Origin of the sequence: Acuticoccus sp. MNP-M23 (assembly GCF_031195445.1) — a bacterium.
Classification (GTDB): domain Bacteria; phylum Pseudomonadota; class Alphaproteobacteria; order Rhizobiales; family Amorphaceae; genus Acuticoccus.
On record NZ_CP133480.1, the window covers coordinates 2,594,235 to 2,618,571 of the forward strand.

25 protein-coding genes, 1 tRNA gene and 1 other RNA gene are annotated in these 24,337 nt (G+C 64.8%); 21 read left to right on the plus strand and 6 right to left on the minus strand.

What is annotated here, in order from left to right; all coding sequences use genetic code 11:
* The first annotated feature begins 100 nt into the window (after positions 1–100).
* From RDV64_RS12005 to RDV64_RS12025, 5 genes are all read left to right on the plus strand, one after another.
* The gene (locus RDV64_RS12005; RefSeq protein WP_309195158.1) at positions 101–736 is read left to right on the plus strand and encodes a recombinase family protein; all 636 of its coding nucleotides are present in this window, start codon (positions 101–103) and stop codon (positions 734–736) included.
* A 490-nt stretch (positions 737–1,226) separates the two neighbouring features.
* Positions 1,227–1,895 (plus strand): hypothetical protein, encoded by a 669-nt coding sequence (locus RDV64_RS12010; protein WP_309195159.1) that lies wholly within the window; start codon positions 1,227–1,229, stop codon positions 1,893–1,895.
* Between the two features lie 258 nt (positions 1,896–2,153).
* Positions 2,154–2,996 carry a hypothetical protein gene (locus RDV64_RS12015; RefSeq protein ID WP_309195160.1) on the plus strand — a complete coding sequence of 281 codons (843 nt, stop codon included), beginning with the start codon at positions 2,154–2,156 and terminating at the stop codon, positions 2,994–2,996.
* 166 nt (positions 2,997–3,162) lie between these two features.
* Positions 3,163–5,151: a DEAD/DEAH box helicase family protein gene (locus RDV64_RS12020; protein WP_309195162.1), complete on the plus strand. Its 1,989-nt coding sequence runs from the start codon at positions 3,163–3,165 to the stop codon at positions 5,149–5,151.
* A gap of 89 nt (positions 5,152–5,240) precedes the next feature.
* Complete coding sequence (locus tag RDV64_RS12025; RefSeq protein WP_309195163.1) at positions 5,241–5,438, plus strand: hypothetical protein; 198 nt, start codon at positions 5,241–5,243, stop codon at positions 5,436–5,438.
* A gap of 111 nt (positions 5,439–5,549) precedes the next feature.
* Here the strand turns inward: RDV64_RS12025 and RDV64_RS12030 are convergent.
* Positions 5,550–5,624 (minus strand) — tRNA-Gln (locus RDV64_RS12030).
* A 116-nt stretch (positions 5,625–5,740) separates the two neighbouring features.
* Here RDV64_RS12030 and RDV64_RS12035 point away from each other — a divergent pair.
* The 5 genes from RDV64_RS12035 (at position 5,741) to RDV64_RS12055 (ending at position 8,659) form a co-directional block, all read left to right on the plus strand.
* Entirely contained in the window at positions 5,741–6,493 is a 753-nt protein-coding gene (locus tag RDV64_RS12035; protein ID WP_309195164.1) for a heme ABC transporter permease, read from the plus strand.
* Entirely contained in the window at positions 6,490–6,654 is a 165-nt protein-coding gene (gene ccmD / locus RDV64_RS12040) for a heme exporter protein CcmD (RefSeq protein ID WP_309195165.1), read from the plus strand. Before RDV64_RS12035 ends, ccmD begins: the two co-directional genes overlap by 4 nt.
* The gene (locus RDV64_RS12045; protein ID WP_309195166.1) at positions 6,644–7,213 is read left to right on the plus strand and encodes a DsbE family thiol:disulfide interchange protein; all 570 of its coding nucleotides are present in this window, start codon (positions 6,644–6,646) and stop codon (positions 7,211–7,213) included. Before ccmD ends, RDV64_RS12045 begins: the two co-directional genes overlap by 11 nt.
* Positions 7,210–7,722, plus strand: a complete 513-nt coding sequence (locus tag RDV64_RS12050; protein ID WP_309195167.1) for an NUDIX hydrolase — start codon at positions 7,210–7,212, stop codon at positions 7,720–7,722. Before RDV64_RS12045 ends, RDV64_RS12050 begins: the two co-directional genes overlap by 4 nt.
* Before the next feature lie 160 nt (positions 7,723–7,882).
* Positions 7,883–8,659, plus strand: a complete 777-nt coding sequence (locus RDV64_RS12055) for a DUF1223 domain-containing protein (protein ID WP_309195168.1) — start codon at positions 7,883–7,885, stop codon at positions 8,657–8,659.
* 38 nt (positions 8,660–8,697) lie between these two features.
* Here RDV64_RS12055 and RDV64_RS12060 read toward each other — a convergent pair whose 3' ends face one another.
* Positions 8,698–9,123, minus strand: coding sequence for a DUF6789 family protein (locus RDV64_RS12060; protein ID WP_309195169.1), 426 nt, complete (start codon positions 9,121–9,123; stop codon positions 8,698–8,700).
* A gap of 317 nt (positions 9,124–9,440) precedes the next feature.
* Here RDV64_RS12060 and RDV64_RS12065 point away from each other — a divergent pair, with 317 nt between their 5' ends.
* From RDV64_RS12065 to RDV64_RS12080, 4 genes are all read left to right on the plus strand, one after another.
* Positions 9,441–10,169, plus strand: a complete 729-nt coding sequence (locus tag RDV64_RS12065; RefSeq protein WP_309195170.1) for a Crp/Fnr family transcriptional regulator — start codon at positions 9,441–9,443, stop codon at positions 10,167–10,169.
* 60 nt (positions 10,170–10,229) lie between these two features.
* On the plus strand, positions 10,230–11,462 hold the full coding sequence (locus RDV64_RS12070) for a glycosyltransferase (protein WP_309195171.1): 1,233 nt from the start codon (positions 10,230–10,232) through the stop codon (positions 11,460–11,462).
* A gap of 620 nt (positions 11,463–12,082) precedes the next feature.
* The gene (locus RDV64_RS12075) at positions 12,083–12,496 is read left to right on the plus strand and encodes a hypothetical protein (RefSeq protein WP_309195172.1); all 414 of its coding nucleotides are present in this window, start codon (positions 12,083–12,085) and stop codon (positions 12,494–12,496) included.
* A 101-nt stretch (positions 12,497–12,597) separates the two neighbouring features.
* Complete coding sequence (locus RDV64_RS12080; RefSeq protein WP_309195173.1) at positions 12,598–13,755, plus strand: glycerate kinase; 1,158 nt, start codon at positions 12,598–12,600, stop codon at positions 13,753–13,755.
* Here the strand turns inward: RDV64_RS12080 and RDV64_RS12085 are convergent.
* From RDV64_RS12085 to RDV64_RS12100, 4 genes are all read right to left on the minus strand, one after another.
* A complete protein-coding gene (locus tag RDV64_RS12085) occupies positions 13,736–14,197 on the minus strand; it encodes a DUF3429 domain-containing protein (RefSeq protein ID WP_309195174.1) in 462 nt (153 codons plus the stop codon). The genes RDV64_RS12080 and RDV64_RS12085 overlap by 20 nt on opposite strands.
* A gap of 6 nt (positions 14,198–14,203) precedes the next feature.
* Positions 14,204–14,917 (minus strand): TIGR02186 family protein, encoded by a 714-nt coding sequence (locus tag RDV64_RS12090; RefSeq protein ID WP_309195175.1) that lies wholly within the window; start codon positions 14,915–14,917, stop codon positions 14,204–14,206.
* 53 nt (positions 14,918–14,970) lie between these two features.
* Entirely contained in the window at positions 14,971–15,906 is a 936-nt protein-coding gene (locus tag RDV64_RS12095) for a sulfite exporter TauE/SafE family protein (RefSeq protein ID WP_309195176.1), read from the minus strand.
* 120 nt (positions 15,907–16,026) lie between these two features.
* Complete coding sequence (locus RDV64_RS12100) at positions 16,027–17,073, minus strand: hypothetical protein (RefSeq protein WP_309195177.1); 1,047 nt, start codon at positions 17,071–17,073, stop codon at positions 16,027–16,029.
* A 216-nt stretch (positions 17,074–17,289) separates the two neighbouring features.
* Between RDV64_RS12100 and RDV64_RS12105 the strand changes: the two genes are divergently transcribed.
* From RDV64_RS12105 to RDV64_RS12135, 7 genes are all read left to right on the plus strand, one after another.
* A complete protein-coding gene (locus RDV64_RS12105; RefSeq protein WP_309195178.1) occupies positions 17,290–18,459 on the plus strand; it encodes a pyridoxal phosphate-dependent aminotransferase in 1,170 nt (389 codons plus the stop codon).
* A gap of 292 nt (positions 18,460–18,751) precedes the next feature.
* An RNA gene (gene rnpB, locus RDV64_RS12110) (RNase P RNA component class A) lies at positions 18,752–19,130 on the plus strand.
* A gap of 381 nt (positions 19,131–19,511) precedes the next feature.
* Entirely contained in the window at positions 19,512–20,420 is a 909-nt protein-coding gene (locus tag RDV64_RS12115; RefSeq protein ID WP_309195179.1) for a flagellin, read from the plus strand.
* Positions 20,421–20,853: 433 nt separating this feature from the next.
* A complete protein-coding gene (locus tag RDV64_RS12120) occupies positions 20,854–21,345 on the plus strand; it encodes a division/cell wall cluster transcriptional repressor MraZ (RefSeq protein WP_309195180.1) in 492 nt (163 codons plus the stop codon).
* Positions 21,342–22,331, plus strand: a complete 990-nt coding sequence (gene rsmH / locus RDV64_RS12125) for a 16S rRNA (cytosine(1402)-N(4))-methyltransferase RsmH (protein ID WP_309195181.1) — start codon at positions 21,342–21,344, stop codon at positions 22,329–22,331. The genes RDV64_RS12120 and rsmH overlap by 4 nt, the downstream gene beginning before the upstream one ends.
* Complete coding sequence (locus tag RDV64_RS12130; RefSeq protein ID WP_309195182.1) at positions 22,328–22,663, plus strand: hypothetical protein; 336 nt, start codon at positions 22,328–22,330, stop codon at positions 22,661–22,663. Before rsmH ends, RDV64_RS12130 begins: the two co-directional genes overlap by 4 nt.
* On the plus strand, positions 22,660–24,333 hold the full coding sequence (locus RDV64_RS12135) for a penicillin-binding protein 2 (protein ID WP_309195183.1): 1,674 nt from the start codon (positions 22,660–22,662) through the stop codon (positions 24,331–24,333). The genes RDV64_RS12130 and RDV64_RS12135 overlap by 4 nt, the downstream gene beginning before the upstream one ends.
* The last annotated feature ends 4 nt before the right edge of the window (positions 24,334–24,337 follow it).

Consider the following 24,337-nt stretch of genomic DNA (forward strand, 5'->3'; position numbering starts at 1 on the left):
CGGTCCTAAGGCAGCTGAAATAGCGTCCGTATGGGTTGACCTAGGCTTTTCGGACGCTGATAAGACCGGACATCGCCCTTACGGACACCGGATCCTCCCCATGAGCAAGACCGTCCTCTATGCCCGCGTCTCGACGACCGAGCAGACCCTCAGCCACCAGCGGACCCAGGCGGAAGCCGCCGGGTTCACCTTCGATGATGTCCTTTCCGATCATGGCGTCTCTGGTGTGAGCGTGCCGCTGAACGAGAGGCCGGAAGGAAGGAGGCTGTTCGATGTCCTACGCGCTGGGGACGTGCTGGTGGTCCGATGGATCGACAGGTTGGGGCGCAACTACGCTGACGTGACGGAGACCGTACGGGAGCTGCTGGCCCGAGGGATCACCATCAAGACGGTGATCAACGCGATGACCTTCGACGGGTCGGCCAAGGACCCGATGTCGAAGGCTGTCCGGGACGCGCAGCTCAGCTTCATGGCCGCAATGGCAGAGGCCCAGGTGGAGACGACGCGGGAGGCTCAGGCCGCTGGGATCGCTGCTGCGAGGGAGCGGGGGACCTACCGGGGCCGGAAGCCCAGCTTCGACCGTCAACAGCTCCAGAGCGTCGTGGGGATGCTGGCTGAGGGCCTTGCTCCGGCAGAGATCGCCCGGCGCGCGCGCGTATCGCGACAGACTGTCTACAGGATCAAGGAGGATCCAGCGGGTGCTGGGAGAGCGCTGAGGGCCTGGGAGGCCGCCTGACAACGAGCGCTGATCTCCTCGGGTGCCAAACCGCTGAGTCCGCTGGTTCCGCTGGACAAAGTGCCCCTGATAGCTGGGGGCGCTCCTAGGTACGGGGGGCACTTCTCTGTAATCCTTCCTCCGGTCCGCGACCGCCATCACCGTTGCACGGTCACCATGCAACAGCTCCCGCTTCAATGACGCGATGAACCGGCTTGCTGAGCGGATGCCGGCGAATGTCTTCCGTGTGCGTCTGTCGCACCGTGCGCGACCTCGATGCCCTCAATCACCCTTCACGGCTCCTTCAAAGCCCTGAGTGGCCCGCAGGTCCGCCCTGACGGACGTTCGCGCATGTTCCTGTTGAGCGGTACGGGAGTACCCCACGCGTACTCCCGATGACCGTACGAACCCTCGGAGACGGCAATTCCCTACCCTTGGGACAAAGCGGCCGCCACGGACACCTCCACGGCGGTCCGGCGTCCCTCATGAACACCTCAGGGGAACACCTACAATGACTGCACCCAAACGCATGTGCGCCGTCTCCGGCTGCACCAAGATGACGGCCGGCTACAGCCGGTACTGCACGACCCACCGAGCCACCGTGAGGAAACAGGGTCACCCTGAGCAGACCGCGATCAGACGCAAGGAGCTGGCATCGTTCGAGGAGATCGTCGCCAAGTACCTCCGCAACAATCCCGACGCCGGGGCGTGGAAGGTCCTCGACCAGATGTGGCGGGACCGAGTCCGCGAGGCCCGGCGGCAGACCGAGGCGACCCAGAGTAGTCCTTCGAGCCAGACCCGATTGGCTGCGGCACGCGAGATCGTGAAGGTCGACCGCGACTGCCACTGGCAGGAGATCATGGCGGTGGTCGCCGCAGCCTGGATGCTGCAGGAGCAACAGCCCCTGCGTGTGAAGTCCGACGATGCCATGCGGGTCCAGGTCGCTCGTCTGGTCCGACAGATCGTGCCGAAGGGCGGCCACCGCTACCTCGACCGGCACGGCAACGAGACGGCCAAGGCGCCGTACATTCCCGTGAGGCAGTCCGAGATCTTCGGTCAGTGGTTGATCGAGGCCTTTGCGGCCCTCGGCATGCGGCTGCTGGACCTGGAGAAAGCCGAGCAGGAGCGTCGGATCCTGATGCGGCAGGAGCTGTCCAGCGGCCTTGCTTCGCTGCGCTGACCACCGCCCGTCCGATCTCGACGTCGAACTCTCGACCGCGACTCACGCGTATCCCAAATCCGATCCGCTGCTGCGACCGCCCACGTGTCGCAACGTCCCTGGCGCCCATCCAAGAGCGCGCCCACCCGGACATCAGCGCCGGGGGACTTGATGCGGATCACCACCATCATCTCGTGGCCCACGGCCGCGCCCTCATCAAACGCGCCTGCACGCCAGCCCTCTGGCCGCGTCCGGCGCCAAGGCGAAGGATTCTATCCCATGGCACACATCCACGGCACAAAGCTCACCTGCGACGAGCTGCTGAAGAATTTCTACTACCACAAGAGCCGCGCCAAGCAGTTTCTCGAGAACGATGGCGGCGACATCGGTGCGGCCACCGAAGACGAACTGGCTGAGGTCAAGACCGTTGCCAGCGAGCTGATTGAGAAAGCCAGAACCGGCCGTCAGACTGACTCCGTCATCGTCTTGCCGGACCAGAGCAATCGGTATGACCCGGAAGAACGGGCGGATGAGACCAAGCTCGACGAAGACGGAGCAGACGAGGTCACCCATGATCGTACTCCTGAGCCCGCTGAGGAGCAGGAAGGCGAACAAGCTGAGTGCGGTGAGATCCAAGCCGGTCGCGAGGCATGGGCTGAGGAAAAAGCCAACGCCGGAAGGAGCCGTGAACGATGGTTGAAGATCGGCCGTGCGCTGCAGATCGGCCGGGACCTCCACGCCAGCAATCGTGGCTTCAGCGAGTGGTGCCTCGAACACGGCTTCGACGACCTCCACCGCAACGACCGGACGAATGCCATGTGGCTGGCCAACAACTGGGAGGAGGTCCAGGCGACGTTGCATGGTGACCGTGCGATGCCCTCGACCCCCGGCGAGATCCGCCGCGCCTTCAACAAGGCCAAGAAGGGAGCCGAGAAGGGCGCGGACGGGGACGATAGCAGCCCCTCCAACAAGGAGGATGATGGTGACCGCTCGGACGACAAGAAGACCACGTCCTCGCTTCAGAAGGTCATCAGCCGGATGACGCCAGAGCAGAAGGTCCAGCTGCTCGGCATTGCCGAAGGCATCCTCGACGAAGACTTCGCGCTGGTTATGGACGACTGACCCGCAGGCGCTCGCCGACAGTTCGTCTCCGCGCGAAGACCACGGCTCGCCGCAAGGCGGCAACCACAACACCCACACAACAACTGAAACGGCGCAGTGCGTCACCTCGCGGCCCATCGGGCTTCGGGGAGCGACGTGCTGCGCGCATGAGAAAGCACAACACCCCATGAAGACCGATATCGACAATTTCCTCGACCTCGCGCGGCGCTTCCACGCCCGGCGAGGCGGTGGAAACCTGACGCCCACCATGCTGAAGACGGGCAAAGCGCTCTACCACTTCTTCAATCAGGCCCAGAAGGACGCAGAGACAGGGATCAAGCGGATGCAGGTTGCTGCAGCGCCAACTGGATCGGGCAAGTCGACCGCCACGCTGGCGTACGCCGCTCACCTCTGGAGCACCCAAGGCAAGACCACCGTAATCCTCGTCGACACCATCCAGCAGGCCGAGAACATTTGGCAGGACGCTCGGCACCTGTTCGCCGAGGAGGAGGCGTTCCGCTCCACCGTGAACGTGTTCACGTCGATGCATCGGGTCGACACCGATCCCCGGCGCCGGGAGACCGATTGCCAGAGCTACGGTATCCGGCCCACCAATCCGCCGATCGCCTTAAACGATACCGTGCGGGAGGGGGTCGCAGTCCTGGGCCTCCCCGAGTGGCCGATCCTCATTGCCACACAGCGCTTCTGGGTTGGCAAGAACGGCTGGAAGGCCACCGAGGGCCGGTCGCTGATCGTCCTCGACGAGTGGACCGGCCGGGTAGAGAACTACTCCCTCGCGATCGGCGACCTCAACAGGCTCCGCAACCTCTATGACCGCACGATGCTGGTCGACGAGGAGACCCGCGACCAGACCTCGCTCGACCTTGAGGAGATCTCCGGCCTCATCGACGCCGCTTACACGGAGGTGAAGGGCGAGGCTGGTCACAAGGGGCGGTACGTGCCGCTGCCGGTCGACCGAAGCGAGGCTGTCAGCCGTGTCGCCGATCGATGGCTCGCCGAGAAAGACAAGGCCCTCACCCCGCTGCAGAAGGCGGGCAAGGAGCTGGTCGAGAACGCGATGGGCTTCATCGTCGCCCTGGACAAGGGACAGGTGGTGAAGGCGAGGCACCAGCCGGATCGCGGGTACGGTGGCCAGTTCGTTGGCTACTGCGTCAGCTACGAGATCCAGCCGGGAATTGTCCTCCTTGATGCCACGGGCAGGCTGGATGGGATCGACCAGTTCACGTCGTGGCGTTCCAGCGAGTGCGCCGAGGTCCCGGTGATCGACTACTGCAACCTGCAGCCAGTCATCGTCGACAAGCCGAAGGCGCTGGTCGACCCGAAGACGCTCTATGTGAAGGAGATCGTGGAGAACGAGGACGGTGCGCTGGATGTCTGGAAGGACTGGGTCCTGTGGCTGATCCGGTCGACGATGCACGGTGACCATGCAACGGGGTTGGTCGTCCTGCCGAAGGCGTTGGAGAACCACTTCCCCCGCGCCCTGCGGGAGGAGTTCGGAGACAGGTTGTCGGTGATCCACTGGGGCCAGCATGTCGGGTCGAACGAGTGGAAGACGGCCGATGCGGTCTATCTGCTCGAGGAGTTCCACCAGCCTCGAGACGTCCACATCAGCCACGTTCGGGCCCTTCAGGACGACGAAGAGGACCGGCGGCCCACCGCAGAGAACCTGAAGGACGCCCAGGGGCCCTCGCTGCGCGGCGACTACGACGCCTATCAGGACGGCCAGCTCCTGGCTTCTATGGTCCAGGCAGCCAGTCGCGGGAACGTCCGCAACCCGGATGCAGATGGTCGGTGTGGGGAGATGCGGCTGTACGTGGCGGGGCAGATCTTCCGTCTAGATCGTCACCTTCGGACTGGCTTTCCCGGTCACCGTCCGGTGCGGTTCATCGCCTATGACGAGGGTTCAACTGGGCGGCTGCGGACGGCGAAGGGGATCTTGGAACGCCTCCTCGGCTTCTTTATCCGCGAGAAGGCCGGTGGGGTCTCCGAGGTGACCTACAACGACATCTCGGCTGCCTGCAGGGTCCCCCGGAGGAAGGTGACCGAAAGGCTCTCTCTGCCCAAGGTAGTCGAGTGGATGGAGGCGAACGGAGCAGAGCGTGTCGCCCCGCTCGGGCGTGGCAAGGTCGGTAAAGTGGTCTTCAGCTCGACCTGATCGGACCAGAAGTGCCCCTCGTACCTAGGAGCGCCCCCAGCTATGGGGGGCACTTTCCCCTGTCGGGATGCAGCAGCATACGGCCTTCGATGGTCCCCAAGTACCGCTGCATGGTGTGCTGGAACCACCTCCGCAACTTCCTCGACGAGGAGCGTTCCATGTTCGAGGTCCACGGTTTGAACCGTCGTGCCTTCAGCACTCCGCACATCGACCTGGACGCCGTCGAGACCCTCGCTGGGGATATCGACCGCTACGTGTTCGGCTATGCCCGCAAGGCGCCCGTTTGAGACGCGGTGCATGCGTGGGTCTGCACTTGGGTCTGCAGATGGGTCTGCAGCGAATCTAACCAGATCGCTAGGCCGTTGTAATTGCAGGGGAAAATTAGCATAACAGCAGGCTGGCTGGGGCGGATGGATTCGAACCATCGCATGGCGGTACCAAAAACCGCTGCCTTACCGCTTGGCTACGCCCCAACGTCGGCCACCCGTTTAGCGAACATGACCGGGCACGGCAACCGTTTGACGTGCGCCAATGCGTTCCGCTTCCCCGGCCGGGCCGGCCGCATTATGGTGGCGCAACAGGAGGCGGAATGTCCACACTCACCAGCGGCGCGCGCGCGCCTTCGATCCTCAATCCCGGCCGCTTCGCCAGCCTGGCGGACCGGCTCGTGCCGTGGCTGGCCGGGCTGACGGCAATCGTCCTTGGCGTCGGCCTCTATTATGCGCTGTGGGCCTCGCCGGAGGATTACCAGCAGGGCGCCACGGTACGCATCATGTACATTCATGTTCCATCGGCTTGGATGGCAATGTTTACCTACATGGTGATGACGTCGGCAGCGCTTGGCACGCTGGTGTGGAAACACCCGCTGGCGGACGTTGCGGCCAAGGTGGCGGCGCCCATCGGGGCGGTGTTCACCTTTGCAGCGCTGGCCACAGGCTCGGTCTGGGGCAAGCCGATGTGGGGCGCATGGTGGGTCTGGGATGCACGGCTTACCTCGATGCTCATCCTGTTCTTCATGTATCTGGGCCTGATTGCGCTGTGGCGTGCGGTGGACGAACCGGTGCGGGCGGCGCGCGTCACGGCCATCACCATTCTTGTCGGCGTCATCAACATCCCGATCATCAAGTTTTCGGTGGACTGGTGGAACACGCTGCATCAGCCCGCCAGCGTCATGCGGTTCGACGGGCCGACCATCGATGGCTCCATGCTGGTGCCGCTGTTCGTGATGGGCGGGGCGTTCATGCTGTTCTTTGCCACCGTGCATCTGGCGGCCATGCGCTCCGAACTCCTGCGGCGGCGCGCTCGGAGCCTGCGGCTGCGCACGGTCGAGGCCATGCGATGACCGGGCAATACGCCGCCTACGTCATCAGCGCCTATGCCATCGGGGCTGCTTCGCTGGGCGGCATCGTCGCCTGGGTGGTGGTCGATCGCCGCTCTGCCCGCAAGGCGCTTGCCCGCGCCGAACGGGCCGCCGAACGCCAGGGTGCCGCCCGTGACCGCTAGCACGCGCGTTCTTCTGGCGCTGCCGCTGGTGCTGTTTCTTGCGCTGGCCGCCGTGTTCGCCTTTCGTGTGACCGACGGAGCGGACCGCACCGTCGTTCCGTCCGCGCTGATCGGCAAGACGGCCCCCGACACGGCGTTTCCGCCGCTGTCCGACGCGCACCCCGGTGTCGCCAGCGCCGACTTTGCCGGCAAGGTGACGCTCGTCAATGTGTTCGCGTCCTGGTGCGCACCGTGCCGGGTGGAGCATCCATACCTGATGGAGCTTGCCAGAACGCCGGGCCTTCAGACCGTGGGCCTCAACTACAAGGACCGCGTGACCGCAGCGCGCGACTTTCTGACTGAACTTGGCAATCCCTACGATGCCATCGGCGTCGATCCGGATGGGCGGCGCGTGATCGAGTGGGGCGTCTATGGTGTGCCCGAAACCTATGTCGTCGGGCCGGACGGGGTGATCCGCGCCAAGCACGTGGGGCCGCTCACCGAGGAGGTGCTGGCCGGTGCGTTCGGCGATACGATGCGCGCGCTTCTGGCGGACGCCGCGCCGGTTCCGGGCGCATGAAGCCGTCATTCCGGGAGGCGACGCCGGATGGCGACACGCTGCCCCGGCAGCTCTGCGACCACTGCGGCTATGTGGCCTACGACAACCCGAAGATCGTGGTCGGCGCCGTGGTGCGCTTCGAGCGCCAGATCCTCCTCTGCCGCCGGGCGATTGAGCCGTCGCGCGGGAAATGGACGTTGCCCGCGGGATACATGGAGCATGGCGAGAGCCCGCAAGAGGGGGCCGCCCGCGAAGCCTTCGAGGAGGCGACGGCAGACATTTCCATCGAGGGGCTGCTTGCGGTCTACACCATCAAGCGGATCGGCCAGGTGCAGCTGATCTACCGTGCCCGGCTTGGGTCCGCGTCGTTTGCGCCGGGCCCGGAAAGCGAGGCCGTGCGCCTTTTTCCGGAGGATGCGTTGCCGTGGGACGATCTGGCGTTCCCGTCTGTCCACTGGGCGCTGACCCAGGAGCGGGCGGCGGGCGGCCCCTTCGTCAACCCCGAGGGCAGCGAGACGGCGCGGTTGTGACTGGCTTCGACCGGCACCGGCCGGACGAGATTTTCTATCACCCGTCAGTGATTGGCGTTCGCCGGCGCAACCCCCTAAGTTGCGGTCATGGCCGGGCACGGGTCCGCGCAAGTTGCGCCGTATCGGCATCCAACTCTCACGATTTCGGAAGGAGTGCGCCGTGATTCACGTCATCCTCGGAGCGCTCACCGTCGCATCGGCCACCTTCGTCACGCCGGTGGCCGCGAACGCTGCGGATGCGCCGAGCGCCTTTGTGGAGCTTTTTACCAGCCAGGGGTGCGCTTCCTGCCCGGCGGCCGACGCACTGTTGCACAGGCTGGAAAAGGATGACGGCATTCTGGCTGTCACGCTGCCCGTCCAGCTCTGGGATTTTCTGGGTTGGGAAGACACGCTGGCCACCAAGCCGGCCACCCGGCGCCAGATGGAATATTCGAGAGCACGGGGCGACCGCGACGTCTACACTCCGCAAATGGTGGTGAACGGGCGCGAGGACGTGGTCGGCAGCGACCACGAGGCGATCCTCGACGTCGTGCGCGCCGCCGGCCGTAATCCGCTGCCTGTGCCCATCGACCTGGAGATCCGTTCCGGGGTTTTGCATGTGGACGTGGGTGCGGCCAAAACGCAGTTCGACAAGGCCAATCTCTGGGTCTTCATTGTCGACGAAAAGGTTGTCGTGCCGATCAGAGGGGGCGAGAACCGCGGCCGCAAGCTCACCTACCACAACGTGGTGCGGGAGATGCGCCCCATCGGCATGTGGACCGGAGGCGCGCTGACGCTGGACATTCCGCTGAGCGACATCGAGAAGCAGCCCCGTGCCGGCTGCTACGTGATTGCCCAGGTGGAAACCTACAAGGGGCCGGGGCCGGTGATCGGCGCCGCCAAGCTCGACCGGCTGTTTCCTGCCCGACCCATCGCGCGGCGCAAGGCTGCCGACTGACGCCGTCTGATCCAGCGCCGGCGGCCGCGCTTCGTGCGCTATTCGTCGCCGAACGCTGCGTAGCTGACGCCGAGGATGCCGCCGTAAAGAAGGTTGAGCCCAAGCGTCATGGTGATGAACACCGGTGGCAGGTCGAGCGCGAAGATCTCGTGGCCCGACATGGGCATGAAGACCAGCATCATCGCCAGCCACGTGAGAACGCCGAACCACAGGCCGCTGGCAAAGCCGCGGCCGGGCAGGATCGGCTCCAGCAGCGCAAAGACCAGCCCGTAAAGGCCGATGCCGATCAGAAGGTGCGTGACCCAGACCGCCTGTTCGGTGGCCGGCAGGCCGATCCGCGCGTTGAACCCCTCGATGTCCTGAAGAATATCGAATTCGGGATAAAGGTCTAAACGCACGTTCATATACATCAGCGTGGTGACCGCGATTGTCGCAATCAAGGTGGCAAAGAACGCGCGAGCCATGAAATGCCCTTAACTTCAGACAGCTCTTTTAGTAAGCGATTGCCGATGAGCGTGCAACGCTCGGGCGTTATGGCCCTGGCCGGATCGAACCGGGTTCGTTCGTCGAGGCAATGGAATATAGCCGGGGCGCGCCCGGAAGGCACCGGGAGTTTCTCCCCGCCGTGTCCGGCGCGGTTCGTTTGACTTCGCCGCCCCCCGCTCGATAAACCGATAGCGGGCAATGTTGATTGCAGTGAAAAACCGAACGGATTTCGACTACTCTGTGTGGTGAGTGAGTGCTGCCGGCAAAGGCATCTGAGTTTGAGAGACCATCGACCGTGACTGAAAGCTGCCTGTTCTCGAAACTCAGCAAATTCGTCGAGTTGAGCGAGGCCGATCGCCGTCTTCTGGCGGTGCTGGAAACCGACGAACGCTCCTACGAGAAGGAGCAACTCGTCAGGCGGACGGGCGACCCGGTGACGGAAATGTTCGTGGTCAAGAGCGGTTGGCTGGTCTCCTATTCCATTCTGGCGGATGGACGCCGCCAGCTTCTGCGTCTGTTTTACCCCGGCGACATTGTCGATCTGTCGGAAATTGCGCTGGAGCGGGCCCAGCACGACATCAAGTGCGTGACGGCGGCCACACTCTGCCCGTTCCCCAAAGCGGGGCTTGAACCGTTGATGGTGCGCTCGCCGCGGCTGACCGCGCTGCTGTTCTCGATGACGGTCAAGGAGTCGGCCGTCCTGCTGGACCGGATCCGCGCCATCGGGCGCCTCAGCGCTTACGAGCGCCTGTGCTATCTCCTCCTCGAGATTGCGGACCGGCTTTCGCTGACCGTGCCCGACGTTGGCGACGGTTTCCGCTTGCCGCTGACCCAGGGCGAACTTGCCGATTTTCTCGGCCTCACCAACGTCTATGTGTCGAAGACGATTTCGCGCATCGAGCGTGACCGGCTGGTGCGCCGTCAGGGCAACCGCATCATCCTGCTGGATCCCGACCGGATGCGTGAAATCTGCGAGTATAATTTTTCGCACCAGATCGACACCAGCTGGTTTCCCGGCAACTGACGCCATGCGCCGTGGCGCCTTTGCCGCGCGCGCTCCGGAGCGGGACGTGAGGAGCCTTTTGTGAAGGTTGTCTTCGCCAGCCATGGGTCGCTCGGCGACCTCGTGCCCTTTCTGGAAATAGGGAAGGTGTTGCGCGAAGGCGGGCACCGCGTGGTGGTTGCGACCCACGATGCCCACCGCGGCGCTGTCGAAGGTGCGGGCCTGATCCATGCGCCAATGCGGCCGGACCGCCCGTCTGACGCAACATTTCACGCGCGCTTCATGCACCGCACCCGGGGGCCGGCGTTCGCTTACAGGGAATATCTTGTCCCCGCCATCGCGCAGAGCGATGCGGACCTGATGGCGGCCTGCGCGGATGCGAACGTGCTGGTCAGCGTGACCCTGGCGCTGGCTGCGCCGCTGGTTGCTGCGCGCACCGGCATTCCCTGGCTCTCAAGCGCGTTCCAGCCGGCGATGCTGTTCAGTGCGGAGGACCCGCCGCGGCTGCCGATGCTCCCCTTCATCAAGGGCCGGCCCTCTTACAACGCGTGGCTTCTGAAAAGCGCCCGGAAGGGGATCGAAAGCTGGGTGGCCCCGCTGCGCGCCTATCGACGCGCCGAAGGGCTGGGCGAGTATCCGGACCATCCGGTCTTTTCCGGTCAGCACTCGCCGGACGGGGTGCTTGCCTTGTATTCGCCGCTTCTGGGGGGGCTTCCCGCCGATGCGCCGCCCGGCACGGTGCAGACCGGCCAGGTGCTCCAGACCGGCGCGGCGCCGCTTGCGCCTGACATCGAGGCGTTTCTGGGCAACGGCCCGCCGCCCATCGTGTTCACGCTGGGGTCGGCGTCGGCGCACGCGGCGCGGCGGTTCTTCGTTCACAGTGCCGCGCATGCACGCCGGCTCGGCAAACGGGCGCTCCTCCTTGTCGGCCGGCCGGAAAACAGTGCGGGACTGCCGCTGGGGCCGGATCTGATGGCCGCTGCGGTCGCACCCTACCAGTCGGTGTTTCCGCGGGCGTCGCTGGTCGTGCACCAGGGGGGGATCGGCACCATTGCCCTCGCGATTGCCGCCGGAACACCCATGGTCCTCGTCCCGTTCTCGCACGACCAGCCGGACAACAGCGCACGGGCCGTGCGCGCCGGCGTTGCGCGGGTGGTTCCCCGCTGGGCCTATGGCGGCCGCGGCGGTGCGGCCATTGCCGCCGTTCTGGCCGACCGGATGATGGCCCGCACCATCCGCACCGCCGCGCCACAGATCGTGGCTGAAAGCGGTGCCACGGTCGCGGCTGCGAGAATTCTGGCGGCAGCGCAATAGGGTCCTGCACCGCACCCGGTTTGCGGAACAGTTCCGCAGTCGTGCGCATTTTCGCTTTTGATGGAAAGAACATTACAGGCCCGTGAGATTTTCTTCGCTCAAAATCCAGACGGACTGCTGCTATTTCCGTCAGGCCTGTGTCGCGTGACCCTCACCAAACTGTTCTGCCGGAAACAATCGGGCGACGCGGCCGCCGGAGTCTGAGGCTTTGGCGGCGTGTCCGTTCCGGTCGCGGGGGAGCGGTGTTGCGACATGGCGACACGTGCTGGCCAATCACAGGCCACGCATAAATGATTTGATTGACATTGCCGGACTGATTCGAATTTCCGCCCGGAAAAACACTAAGGCGAAAAAGCGATTTGTCCGCATGGGTTTAACGTTACCAAATTCTTAGCCTGGATGAATTTTCCGTGGGTCCTCACCGATAAAAACAGTGTGCTTCGTCTTCGATCCGCCAGCATGTACACGGTTGATCAAGATTTCGGCGCCGTTTTCCACAGCCGGTGGATAGCTGGTAAAAAGTATGCGGCGACGTTCCACCTTCGTTCAACCCTTTAGAATTGCGGTAAGATGAAGCGTGTCAAAAGACGCTAACCGCGTGAGTTGGCAACGGAGGCTTTATGCTGATCGACGATTTTACATCTGCCGCCGATGGGGGATCCCCCCGTGCCCTCGACCTGTTCTGGTGGCAGGGGTACAGCAGCAATTACTATCTCACCTCAGTTTTCAGCCTCAAGGACTTCGACTGCTGCGAGCGCGGTTCGTTCATTCTTGTTCGTCGTGAGCCGGATGGAGCGCGGACACCGCTTCTGGCCGGCGCGGCAGACTGTATCAGCGAAGATCTTTACGCCGTTCACGGCGACGCCATCTTGCGGGCAATCCGGGGCGGCGCCACCGAAATTCACGTTAACCTTACTGCCGATAGCCGCGCCCGGACCAGATCCATGCTGAACGATCTGGCTGCCGGCTGGTCGATCCCACTGGTCGGTATGCCGCAGGCCGTGTCCACCGTTTCAAACCGCGTTCCAGCCTGATATTCCGGCAAGACTGATCCGGCGCGGCGGCGGGTGTTCGCCGGTCACTCGTCTTTACCACCCGCGGTCGCTGCGCGCTGCCGCGCTTCGAGGCTATTGCGGTGCACATTCTCATTGCTTGCGACAAGTTTCGCGGCAGCCTGACTGCGGCTGAAGCCAACGCAGCCATAGCGGCCGGCCTTGCGCAAAGCGCGCTGTCCGCCCACGCCACATTCGTCTGCCTTCCCATTGCAGACGGCGGCGAGGGCACCATCGATGCCCTGTCCGGCCCCGGTACCGCGCGCGTCGAGGGTGTTGCGCGCGGCCCGTTCGGCGGCACCGCGCCGGCGTATTTTGCCCATGATGCGGGGGCCGGGCGTGCCGTGATCGAGATGGCCGCCATCGCCGGACATGCGGCCGCGAAGGACGCTGGCTATGACCCCGACAAGGCCAGCAGCGTCGGCGTCGGCGATCTCATTCTGGCCGCGCTGGATGCGGGCGCCCACGAGATTGTGGTGGCGCTCGGCGGCAGCATCTCCGTCGATGGCGGGGCAGGGGCCCTCCACGCGCTCGGCGGTCGTTTCGCCGACGCTTCGGGCAAAGACCTTGGCATCCCGGCCGGTCGCGCGCTGGCGAGGGTTGCCGGCGTGGATCTTTCGGGACTCGATCCGAGGGCAGGCCGCGCGCGCATCATCGTTGCGGCCGACGTGGATAATCCGCTGACCGGGCCCAACGGGGCTGCCGCGGTGTTCGGGCCGCAGAAGGGCGTGAAGCCGGAGGAAGTGGCGGCGTTCGATGCGGCGCTGGGCCATTTCGACGATATGGTGGCTGCAGCGCTTGGCCGGGGCAGCTACGCGGCCGAGCCCTTTGCAGGCGCCGCAGGCGGGATGATGACCGGCCTCAGCGCCATTTCACCCACCACTGCGACGGATGGGTTCGCCCTGGTGCAGGCCCACCACAAACTGGAAGAGGCCATTCGCCGCGCTGATCTGGTGGTCACCGGCGAAGGGTCGCTGGATGGCCAATCGCTCGGCGGCAAGGGGCCGGTGGGCATTGCGCGCATGGCCATGGCCGCCGGGGTGCCGTGTCTTGCGTTTGCAGGCCGCGTTGCCGCTCAGCCCGATGCGCTGGGTGCAGCCGGCGTGACCGCGGCTTTCGCCATCGCGCAGGGGCCGCAAACACTGGACGACGCGCTGGGAAATGCCGCGCCGAGCCTCACCGTCACGGCGCGCGCCGCCTTTGCGCTTTACGAAAGCGCGCTCAGGCCGGGCGGACGATAGAGCCGAACGGGTCGACCCGCAGATCGCCAGCCTGCGACGCGACGAAGATCAGGCAGACCGAAACAACCAGCGTGAGAACGGCCCGAAGGCCGGCGTACCACCTTGGCCCGGTGCGCCGGAAGATCGCGATGTCGACGATGCCGATCATGATGAACGCACCAGCGAGCGCGAACAGGGCCACTGGCCGCGGCGCGAACACGGCCACAAAGCCCAGAAGCGGAGACACCACGGACCAGATGTAGCGCGCCCCACTGCCGCCCTGGAGCGCGATACCCCAGTGAACGCCGCCGAGGAAGCACAGGATGGCAAGGCCGTACACAAGGGCGGTGTAAAAGGCGATCGGTTGCAGGAACGGCGGCAGCACTGCGACGCCCACGGCCGCGGCAATGAAGGGCAGCAGTCCGGAAAGGCCGATGGCGATGGGCAATATTGGCCGGGACATGGGTCCTCAATTTCTGCGGAAGACGACACCGCCCACATAGCCCGTGACCAGCGCGAGGACCACCACCGCCAGTCCGTAAACCAAAGGCGACTGGCGCGACAATTCGAACACCCGCTGCTCGACGCCGACCTTGGCGAGGGTGAAGCCGGTTTGCGCCACGTCCAGCGGAACGCCGTCTGCGAGGAGGTAGATGGCGACCTGGTAGTCCCCGTTGTCGGCAACGCCCGGGATGGGAATGTTGGTGTGGAAGAAGGTGCGGGTCAGCTTCTCGACGGCGCCGATCCGCTTCAGGTGCAGGCCTTGCTCGGCCTGCTTTTCGGTAAAGGCGTTGTAGAAAACGGCGCTGCGGCCGGTGACGGGGCGGGCGGGGACCGCGACGCCCTCCTGCCGCGGCAATGCCTCGATCCATTCGGCCACCATTGCTTCTGTTCCGGCGGTGGTCAGCATCGCATAGTAGGACGGGATGGCCTTGAAGGTGGCGCCGTCGGAATTGATCCAGATGCCGAAACGCCGCGCCTTCTTCTGCACCAGCACGTCGTGCGGCGGGCCGTTGACCACCACCAGAACCTCGTAGCCGCCGGCGCGCGACACGGTCGTCGCGTCGCGTTCGATCACCCCGAACAGGGAAATGTTGGCGCCCTGAAACTCGGAGCTGATGTTGACGAGATCATTGGACAGCGAAACGACCAGCTGCTCCGCGTCTGCGGGGGCGGCCATCATGAAAAAGGCCGCGGCAAAGGCGGCCCGTGGGCCAGGCAGGGAAAGCCAGCGCCTCACTGGCCGAGCACCGTGATGGAGAACAGGCTGGAGGGCGGCAGCACGAGGTTGAGGGCAAAGCGGACCCCCACCGCCAGCACCAGAAGGCCGAGGAGCGCGCGCAGCTGCTCGCCCCGGATGGCCTGACCCAGCGACGCGCCTATCTGCGCACCGATCACGCCGCCAATCATGAGGATGAACGCCAGAACGCCGTCCACCGTCTGCGAGGCGACCGAATGGCTGACTGTGGCGATGCTCATGACGCCGACGATCTGCAGCAGCGACGTCCCCACCACCACCGACGTGGGCACCTTCAGAACGTAGATCAGCGCCGGAACCATGATGAACCCGCCGCCGATGCCGAGCAGCGTGCCCAGAAACGAGATGCTGAGCCCGAGGCCGATCACCGGCAGCACCGAGATGTAGAGGCGCGAGCGGCGAAAGCGCACCTTGAGCGGCAGGTGATGGATCCAGCCATGACCGCCGCCCCGCCGTGCGGGGGGCTGGACGCCGCCGCGGCGCTTGGCGGCGCGGGCCCGCAACATGGCGCGGACCGACTCGTTGAGGGTCAGCCCGCCGATTGTGGCGAGAAACACGGTGTACGAAATCGCGATGACCAGCGTCAGCTGACCAAGGGAGCCCAGAAGCGCGAAAAGCTCCGCGCCCGCATAGGCACCAACGGCGCCCGAGAGGGTGAGGATGGCCGCAAGTTTGAGGTCCACCTGCCCGCGCCGGAAATAGGCGAGTGCCCCGGAGGTGGAGCTTGCCACGATCTGCGGTGTCACCGAGGCCACCGCCACAGCCGGCGGGATGCCGGAAAAGATCAGGAGCGGCGTCATCAGGAAGCCGCCGCCGACGCCGAAAAGGCCGCTGATCAGGCCAACGGCGCCCCCCATCGCCAGGATCATCAGGATGCCGATCGGCATTTCCGCGATGGGGAGATAGAGCGCCATCAGATGCTCACGGCATGGGCAGGATGAAACGCGCTGCGCCGCGGGCAGCACACCACACATCGGACGAAAGGATCAGGGGCCATCGGGAACCGGCGTTGGAGGCCTTGTGCAGAAAACCCGTTACCGGGCCGGAAGGGCAACAGCGAAGACCGTGCCACGAACAAGATTGACCACGCCCATCACGGTGCCGCGCAGGATGCGCAGGCCAATGAGCCCGGCAAGCCAGGCGACCATGCTCCACAGGAACGCAATCAGAAGCCGCAGCCCGCGAATGCCAACGCGGAAGCTGCGCAGCGCCGTCTTGCCTGTCAGCTCCACCACGGCGCGCGAGCGGCGCCCGAAACGGCCGGTGAAGGTGGCAAGGTTTTTCGCATCATCGCCGGTGCGCACGAAACGCATCAGCTTGACCGCATTGGCCGCACCGGCGTTGCCTGCCATGGTGTTGACCGCGCCGACGGTGGCGGAAAGCTCGGCCCGTGCCGCGGTTCGGGTCAGGCCTGCGCCATTGCCGCCGGTGCGCACCACGGCGGGTGCGGCCGGGCCGGTTGCTGCCCGTGCAAGACGCACCAGGCGCTGGGAGAATGCCAGCGTGAGGTTGCCGGTGCGCTTTGCAACCTTGAGCACCGAAACGCCTGCCTTGAACACGAGCGAGGAGCCGCCTGTGGCAATGACCGCACCTTCGGCCGCGATGCCGATGGTGGCGAGCGCCAGCAGGAACTCCGAATATTCCTGCCCGGTGGCAGCTTTTCCGCCCTCGGAGATGATGTCGCGCACATCGCCCACAACGGTAAGGTCGGACACGACGGCGCCGGCAAGGCCAGCCCCGCTGTCGGCGTTGCCGGTCACGTAGGCGCCGGCAAAATCGGTGGCGTTGCGCAAGATGGTCGCCATGGTGCCCTGCGCTTCGAACAGCGCGTCTTCGGTGCTTGGCGCCAGCGGCTTGCCCAGTTCGCCGGCGAGCGCCGCATATTGCTCGGCCCCGTCGACGTCGCCTTCGTCGAGGGCAGCGCGGACACGCTGGTCCAGCGTGTCGCCGCTGGTGGCGGCCTGCAGCTCGACGCGGATGGCCCGCTCGTCAATGCCCGTGGAAAGGCGCGGCACCGCGAGAGCCAGAAAGGCGACGGTCCCGAGAGACAGCACGAATGCGGCCGATAGCAAACGCCTCACCGGGTCTCCTTTCGCGCCATGGGCTTCACTGTCCTGCAGCGCAGCGTAGCGGATAATGTTTGCGTGTGCACCGCAGTTCTTCGCAATTGCGAGGATCGCGGCGGATCCGGAACATATGTAATGCTAAATTCCCCAAGGTGAAGAAGCGGTGAACACCGCGTTGTCTTGGCGCCTTCGGCATGTAATGGCCGCGGCAGCATGAAGTTGGAGACTAAGATGGGCGATCTGTTGGCCGGCCTACGTCCGGCAGCGCGTGGGGTTCCGGTCAGCGGCATCATCGATGCGGTGAACCATGGGCGCGACAAGCCGGGCGTCATTCCCCTCTGGGCCGGCGAGGGCGACCTGCCCACGCCGCGCTTCATCGTGGAAGTGGCGCAGAAGGCGCTGGCCGACGGCGAAACCTTCTATACGCACCAGCGCGGCATCCCGCCGCTGCGCGAGGCGCTGGCGGCCTATCACGAGCGCCTTTATGGCCGCCCGTTCGATCCGGACAGCTTCTTCGTCACCGGCTCGGGGATGCAGGCGATCGCGCTTGCCCTGTCGTTGACGGCCGGGGCGGGGGACGAGATCCTTGTGCCGACGCCCACCTGGCCCAACGTGATGGGCGCAGCCTTCGCGCTGGGTGCAAGGCCGGTGCCGGTGCCCATGCGCGAGGAGGATGCGGTCTGGCATCTGGTGATCGAGGATCTGGAAACGGCGCTGACGCCGGCGACCCGTGCCATCTTCCTCAATTCTCCGGCCAACCCCACCGGGTGGACCGCCACCAGAGACAAGCTGGAGCAGGTGCTGGCGTTTGCCCGCAAGCACGACCTGTGGATCATTGCCGACGAGATCTATGCCCGTTTCGTCTACGGCGATGCGCCACGCGCCGACTCGTTCCTCGACATTGCGGAGCGCGATGAGAAGATCATCTACGTCAACACCTTCTCCAAGAACTGGGCGATGACGGGCTGGCGGATGGGGTGGATCCACGCGCCGGTGGAGCTCAAGCAGACCATCGAGAACCTGATCCAATACTCGACCTCCGGCGTGGCGCCCTTCATGCAGCGCGCTGGCGTGGTCGCGCTGAACGAGGGCGATTGGTTCGTCGAACACACCATCGCGCGCGCCCGGGCAGGGCGCAGCGTGGTGAGCAGCGCATTCGAAGGCAACAACCGCATCACCTACGCAGCACCCGACGGTGCGTTTTACGCGTTCATCAAGGTTGCAGGGCTGACCAATGCGCGCGAAGCTGCGTTTCGACTGATCGACGAGGCGAAGGTCGGGACTGCCCCCGGCACAGCCTTTGGCGCCAACGGTGAAGGCTTCGTGCGAATCTGTTTTGCACGGAGCGAAGACAGTTTGCGCGACGCAATGGGCCGGATCAGCGCGTTTCTGACAGACTGAGTGGAAAAACCGGGCGCAACCCGAAAGTTATCCCCGGTTGCAATATATTGAGATTACTGCGCGATCGGGTGCTGCCTCTTTGGAGCTTGTGTCAAACTTGCAGCAACGGAGGATTGTTCGCTTTCTGTTATCCCCTCACTCACTCATTTGTGCGAATATCTGCTTGCTCCTCCCTCAACTGGGGTTCGGCCACTAGCGCCGGACCCCTTTTTCGTGTCAGCCGCCCGATTCTGCCGGCATCGCAGCTTGTGGCCGATTGCCTTTTGCCGCGCGGCCAGTCAGAACCCACTCGCCAGCCGGTTGGACGGCCGCTCCGGCAAGGGCTGAAAGGTCGCCGGGGAGGAAAGTCCGGGCTCCACGGAAACACGGCGCCGGGTAACACCCGGCGGGGGCGACCCCAGGGAAAGTGCCACAGAAAACAGACCGCCGGTTCCTTCGCGTGCCGGTAAGGGTGAAACGGTGGGGTAAGAGCCCACCGCGCGGACGGTAACGGACGCGGCATGGTAAACCCCGCCGGGAGCAAGACCGCATAGGGGTGGTAGGCTGTTTCCGGCCGATGCCACTCGGGTAGGTCGCGTGAGGCGTTCGGCAACGAACGTCCCAGATGAATGGCCGTCACGTTGGGGTTCGCCCCAGCCATACAAAACCCGGCTTACAGACCGGCTGGCACCCTCCCATCCCATTAGCTTCGTTCTCCTATCGCATTTTTGCATGTGTTGAGAACGTTGCTGCCAGTATTTCTGCTGAATGTTGGCAAGTCACTGCGTATAGCTGCTTCGCGCAGAACTGCGAAAATTCCACCAAACAAACTGCTCTCTTTGTGGTTGTATGTGTACGACGCTGATGCGAAGCGTATCACCCACAAAGCGCATCCAATTGCTTTGTTCCGTTATAATGTCTGGGGACATGAAGTATTACCAGGCGTTGACAGCTTTGTCTGCAGATACCGGCGTGTAGGCCGGTGTCTATAAAGTTGAGCGGGTGAAAATGATTATTCACTCATATCAGAAACGGGCGCTGTGACGTCCATGCGTAGAGTAAGGTAACAGACGATGAACAATTCTGTCGGCGCGATGAATGCGCTCACTGCCCTTCGGTCCCTCAATAACGACATTGAAACCACCACCAAGCGCATCGCAACCCAGATGAAGATCGCCGACGCCAGTGATGGCGCCGCCTACTGGTCGATTGCGCAGACCGCCCGCTCCGAGGTTGGTATCCTCGGGCAGGTCAAGACCTCGCTTGCATCCGGCAAGGGTGCACTCGATGTCGGGGCCGCCGCGGCGGCTGGTGTGAGGGAAAACCTCCAGACGTTGCGTGACGTGCTGGTCTCCGGCCTCACCATGGGGGCGGACCGTGCGTCACTGCAGGAGCAGGTCGACGGCCTCATCTCGCAGATGCAGACCCTGGCCAACAGTGCTGACTTCAACGGCACGAACCTCCTGTCGGTCGACAATGCGGCGGCGTCCTACAGCGCCACGTACTCGACCGTGGCGGGTGTCGCCAACAATGCGGGCGGCACGCTGACGGTCTCGACGATTGACCTCGACGTGACGGTCACCGCGGCAATGGATGCCACTGGTGACGGGTTCCTGGACCTGTCGCGGACGGTCGGCGGTACCAGCTCTGATGTCCTCACGATCGACATCAGTGCGCTGACCGACGCTGCGGCCGATATCACGACGCTGACGGAGACGATCTCGATCGTCGATGCAGCGATCGAGGATGCGATCTCGGCAGAGACCGCAATCGGTGTGGCCCAGAGCCGCATCGGGTCGCAGGGCGACTTCGTGCAGGCGGTGATCGACGCAAAGGAAGCGGCGATTGCCTCACTGGTCGAAGCCGATCTGGAGGAAGAGGCAGCCCGCCTCACGGCGCTTCAGACCAAGCAGCAGCTCGCTGTGGAAGCGCTGTCGGTGGCCAACGCCAACTACACCCAGGTCCTGGCGCTGTTCCGCTAGGCCTCTGGCTGAGAATGGTTCGGGCCACCCGCCCGGGCCTTCCAGAAAGGGAGCCGTGCCCCTGGGTGCGGCTCCCCGGGCCGGAACTCCGGTCCGGATGGCATCAGATGGCCCGCGCTTCGGTGCGGGCCATCACCCTCAAAAGGCCCGGGCTCACCGCTCGGGCTTTTTTTCGTCCGGCGGTACCGTCTGGCGCCTTGCCGGGCCATGGGCCGCCGCCCCACCGTGTGGGCGCGCGCCGCCGCTCAATGCGGCTGGAAATTAATGTCCGGGGCTGGGCTTTTGCCCCACTTCCCAGCCATGCCATTCCAAGGCCTTTATTAACAGTGTGTTAGGGTGAGGGCGGCACTTTGCTGCCAGTCAGGCTGCGCTGTGGAGTGGATCCGCCGCCACCCCATATGGTTGATCAGTCGTTGACGCCCCATGAAAGCCCATGGTATCCCAGCTCATCCCGCAAGAGGTGACCGCGGTGCATGGGTTCGTCTCGCACTTCACCAACAAACTGGACGCGAAGGGGCGGGTCTCAATCCCGGCGTCCTTTCGTTCTGCGTTGGCCAAGGATGGCTTCGAGGGTCTGTATACCTTCAGGTCTCCGCACGTCCCGGCTCTTGATGCGGGAGGTAATGCGCTGCTGGCGGAAATCGAGCAGAAGCTCAGCAGTCTGCCGAAGTTGACGATCGAGTACGACATGATGGCGACCGCACTGTACGGCGCCTCCGATATTATGAAGATCGATGCAGAGGGGCGCTTTCTTGTGAACGAAGACATTCGCGCTCTCACTGGAATCACCAAGCAGGTGACGTTCGTCGGTCAGGGTTACAAGTTTCAGATCTGGGATCCGGAGCGGTTCGAGGCGCATCGCGCCGAGGCGATGAAGCGCGCCCTCCAGTCCTTCAGCGGTCCCGCAGGCGGTGTTCCGCAATGACATGGGAAATCACCCCACCGGGCGCCCACACCCCCGTCATGCTGCGTGAAGTGATGGAAACCCTGGCGCCGCAGCCGGGCGAGACCATTGTCGACGGCACGTTCGGTGGCGGCGGCTACACCCGCGCCATTCTGGCCGCCGGTGCCGCCGTGATCGCCATCGACCGCGACCCGGCCGCCATCGCGCGCGCCGCGACGCTTGCGACCGAAATGCAAGGCCTCACCGTGGCCGAAGGTCGCTTCGGCGCGCTGGACGATCTGGCGCGGGCGGCGGGGCACGACAAGGTCGACGGCATCGTTCTCGACATCGGCGTGTCCTCGTTCCAGTTCGACGAGGCCGACCGCGGCTTCTCCTTCCGCTTCGATGCGCCGCTCGACATGCGGATGGGCGGGGAGGGGCCGAGTGCGGCCGACTTCGTCAACCATGCCGACGAGAGCGGCCTTGCGCACCTGTTCCGCACCTACGGCGAGGAGCGCCGCGCCGGCGCGCTTGCCCGCGCCATTGTCGCCGACCGGCCCTTCCATACGACGCTGGAGCTTGCCAGCCTTTGCGAGCGGGTGATCCGCGCCAGCCGTGACGGGATCCATCCCGCCACGCGCGCCTTCCAGGCGCTGCGCATTGCGGTGAACGACGAACTGGCCGAGCTTGCCAGCGCCCTTCGCGCCGCGCAGGAGATCCTGCGCGAAGGCGGGCGGCTGGTGGTGGTCTCGTTCCACAGCCTGGAAGACCGGATCGTGAAACGGTTCCTCGCCGACCGCACCAAGGTGCAGGCCGGGTCCCGCCACGCCCCGGTCGCCAATCCCGCCGAGCCGCCGTTCTCGTCGCTGACCCGCAAGGCGCTCCTGCCGGCCGAGGACGAGACGCGCGTCAACCCGCGCGCCCGGTCCGCCAAGCTGCGTGCCGCGCTGCGCACCGGCGCTCCATCCATTCCACTCGATCCAGCCACGCTCGTTCCGGCCGTTCGCCTGAAAGGGGTCCCGTCATGAAACGCTCCATGAGAAGCCTCGTTCTGGCGCTTGCGCTCGCCGCAGCAACCGTCAGCGCGTCCACTGTCTTCATCATGAAGAAAGACGCTGAGCGCGATGCGCGAGCAATCGGTGAACTAGATCGAAAGATTTCAGCCGAGAAGCAAAGAATCAGCGAACTTCATGCAGAGTGGAGTGCGCTTGATAATCCCGCACGGCTCCAGGCGCTGGTTGATCGTCATCAAGACGTTCTACGCCTGAAGCCGATCAAGGCAGAACAGATCGCATCCGCCGCCGACATCGTGAAGGCAGCGCAGCGCAAGGCACAACAGGACGGGGAGGGCAGCCAATGAGATCCAAACGCCACGACAACGGCGCCCGCGGTCGCATCGCCCTCGCCATTATCGCCTGCATCGGCATCTACGGTGCCATCGGTGCGCGCCTGGTGACGCTTGGCATGGCGCCGGCGGAAGCTGCGCAGGGGTTGCCCATCAACCCGCAGGACGAAGTTCAGGCGTCCCGGCCCGACATTGTCGACCGCAATGGCGAGGTGCTGGCCACCGATCTTGCCACCGCATCGCTGTATGCCGAGCCGCGTAACATCTCCGACGTGGATGAGGCGGTGGAGCAGCTGACCGCGCTGCTGCCGGAGCTTGATCCGGGCAATCTGCGCACGCTGCTCGGCACCGACCGCGGCTTTGAGTGGCTGAAGCGCGAAGTGAGCGGGCGGCTGCGCGAGAAGATCCACAATCTCGGCCTGCCGGGTGTCGGTTTTCTCACCGAAACGCGCCGCTTTTATCCGGGCGGTCCGGCGGTCGGCCACATCGTCGGCCACGTCAATATCGACAATGCGGGCATTGCTGGCCTGGAAAAATCCATCGACGGCAGCGGGCTGCGCGCGCTCCAGGCCGCAGGACTGGCACGCAAGGGGCAGGCGATGGCGCCGGTCCGGCTGTCGCTGGACCTGCGCGTCCAGCACGCCGTGCGCGATGAACTCTCCCGCGCCATGGAGCGCTACCGGGCGATTGCCGCTGTAGGCATCGTCCTCGACGCGCGCACCCTCGAAGTGGTCGCGATGTCCTCCCTGCCGGATTATGACCCCAACCGGCCCGAGCAGGCGCTGGACGATAAACGGATGAACCGCGCGCTGACCGGCGTGTTCGAGCTGGGCTCCATCTTCAAGTCGTTCACCATGGCGAGCGCCCTCGACGCGGGCACAGTGGCGCTCGACACCAAGGTGGATGCCCGTTACCCGCTCACAATCGGCCGCTTCACCATCAAGGACTTCCACGCCAAGCGCCGCTGGCTCGATGTGGGCGAGGTGTTCAAATACTCGTCCAATATCGGCACGGCGAAGATTGCCAAGGCGCTGGGCAAGGAAAAGCAGCAGGCCTACCTGCGCACGCTCGGCATGTTCGACCGTGTGCGCACCGAGCTGCCGGAGGCTGCGAAGCCGCTGGTGCCGCGCCGCTGGGCCGACATCACCGCCGCAACCGTCTCCTACGGCCACGGTCTTTCGGTCACGCCGATGCACGCGGCCGCCGCTGCCGCCGCGATCCTCAATGGCGGCATCTACGCCAACCCCACCTTCTACCCCCGCTCCGAGGCGGAGATGTTGAAGGTCGGCCACCGGGTGATCTCCGAAGACACCTCGCGCAAGATGCGCGGCCTCTTCTACCTCAACGCACAGGAAGGCTCCGGCCGTCAGGCGCGGGTTCCGGGCTACAATGTCGGCGGCAAGACGGGCACGGCCGAAAAGGTGGTGAACGGCGGGTACTCCGACAACAAGAAGGTCAACTCCTTCCTCGCCGCGTTCCCGATCGACGATCCGCAGTACATCGTCCTCGTGACGCTGGACGAGCCGAAGCCGGAGAAGGGCAAGACCACAGCCACCGCCGGCATGAACGCTGCGCCCACCGTCGCGAACATCGTCAGCCGGATCGGCCCGATGCTGTCCGTCGAGCCCCTTTTTCAGGATGATGACGCCGTCGCGCGCGCCATCGAAGTGGCTTACCAGGAGTAGTCCG

Coding starts and splice junctions, on each gene's coding strand:
- RDV64_RS12010 (WP_309195159.1), top strand. CDS start 1,227: ATGACTGCACCCAAACGCATGTGCGCCGTCTCCGGCTGCACCAAGATG.
- RDV64_RS12120 (WP_309195180.1), top strand. CDS start 20,854: ATGGTATCCCAGCTCATCCCGCAAGAGGTGACCGCGGTGCATGGGTTC.
- RDV64_RS12090 (WP_309195175.1), bottom strand. CDS start 14,917: ATGATGGCCGCCCCCGCAGACGCGGAGCAGCTGGTCGTTTCGCTGTCC.
- RDV64_RS12005 (WP_309195158.1), top strand. CDS start 101: ATGAGCAAGACCGTCCTCTATGCCCGCGTCTCGACGACCGAGCAGACC.
- RDV64_RS12020 (WP_309195162.1), top strand. CDS start 3,163: ATGAAGACCGATATCGACAATTTCCTCGACCTCGCGCGGCGCTTCCAC.
- RDV64_RS12060 (WP_309195169.1), bottom strand. CDS start 9,123: ATGGCTCGCGCGTTCTTTGCCACCTTGATTGCGACAATCGCGGTCACC.
- RDV64_RS12035 (WP_309195164.1), top strand. CDS start 5,741: ATGTCCACACTCACCAGCGGCGCGCGCGCGCCTTCGATCCTCAATCCC.
- RDV64_RS12015 (WP_309195160.1), top strand. CDS start 2,154: ATGGCACACATCCACGGCACAAAGCTCACCTGCGACGAGCTGCTGAAG.
- RDV64_RS12050 (WP_309195167.1), top strand. CDS start 7,210: ATGAAGCCGTCATTCCGGGAGGCGACGCCGGATGGCGACACGCTGCCC.
- ccmD (WP_309195165.1), top strand. CDS start 6,490: ATGACCGGGCAATACGCCGCCTACGTCATCAGCGCCTATGCCATCGGG.
- RDV64_RS12105 (WP_309195178.1), top strand. CDS start 17,290: ATGGGCGATCTGTTGGCCGGCCTACGTCCGGCAGCGCGTGGGGTTCCG.
- RDV64_RS12075 (WP_309195172.1), top strand. CDS start 12,083: ATGCTGATCGACGATTTTACATCTGCCGCCGATGGGGGATCCCCCCGT.
- RDV64_RS12115 (WP_309195179.1), top strand. CDS start 19,512: ATGAACAATTCTGTCGGCGCGATGAATGCGCTCACTGCCCTTCGGTCC.
- RDV64_RS12130 (WP_309195182.1), top strand. CDS start 22,328: ATGAAACGCTCCATGAGAAGCCTCGTTCTGGCGCTTGCGCTCGCCGCA.
- RDV64_RS12085 (WP_309195174.1), bottom strand. CDS start 14,197: ATGTCCCGGCCAATATTGCCCATCGCCATCGGCCTTTCCGGACTGCTG.
- RDV64_RS12095 (WP_309195176.1), bottom strand. CDS start 15,906: ATGGCGCTCTATCTCCCCATCGCGGAAATGCCGATCGGCATCCTGATG.
- RDV64_RS12135 (WP_309195183.1), top strand. CDS start 22,660: ATGAGATCCAAACGCCACGACAACGGCGCCCGCGGTCGCATCGCCCTC.
- RDV64_RS12025 (WP_309195163.1), top strand. CDS start 5,241: ATGGTCCCCAAGTACCGCTGCATGGTGTGCTGGAACCACCTCCGCAAC.
- rsmH (WP_309195181.1), top strand. CDS start 21,342: ATGACATGGGAAATCACCCCACCGGGCGCCCACACCCCCGTCATGCTG.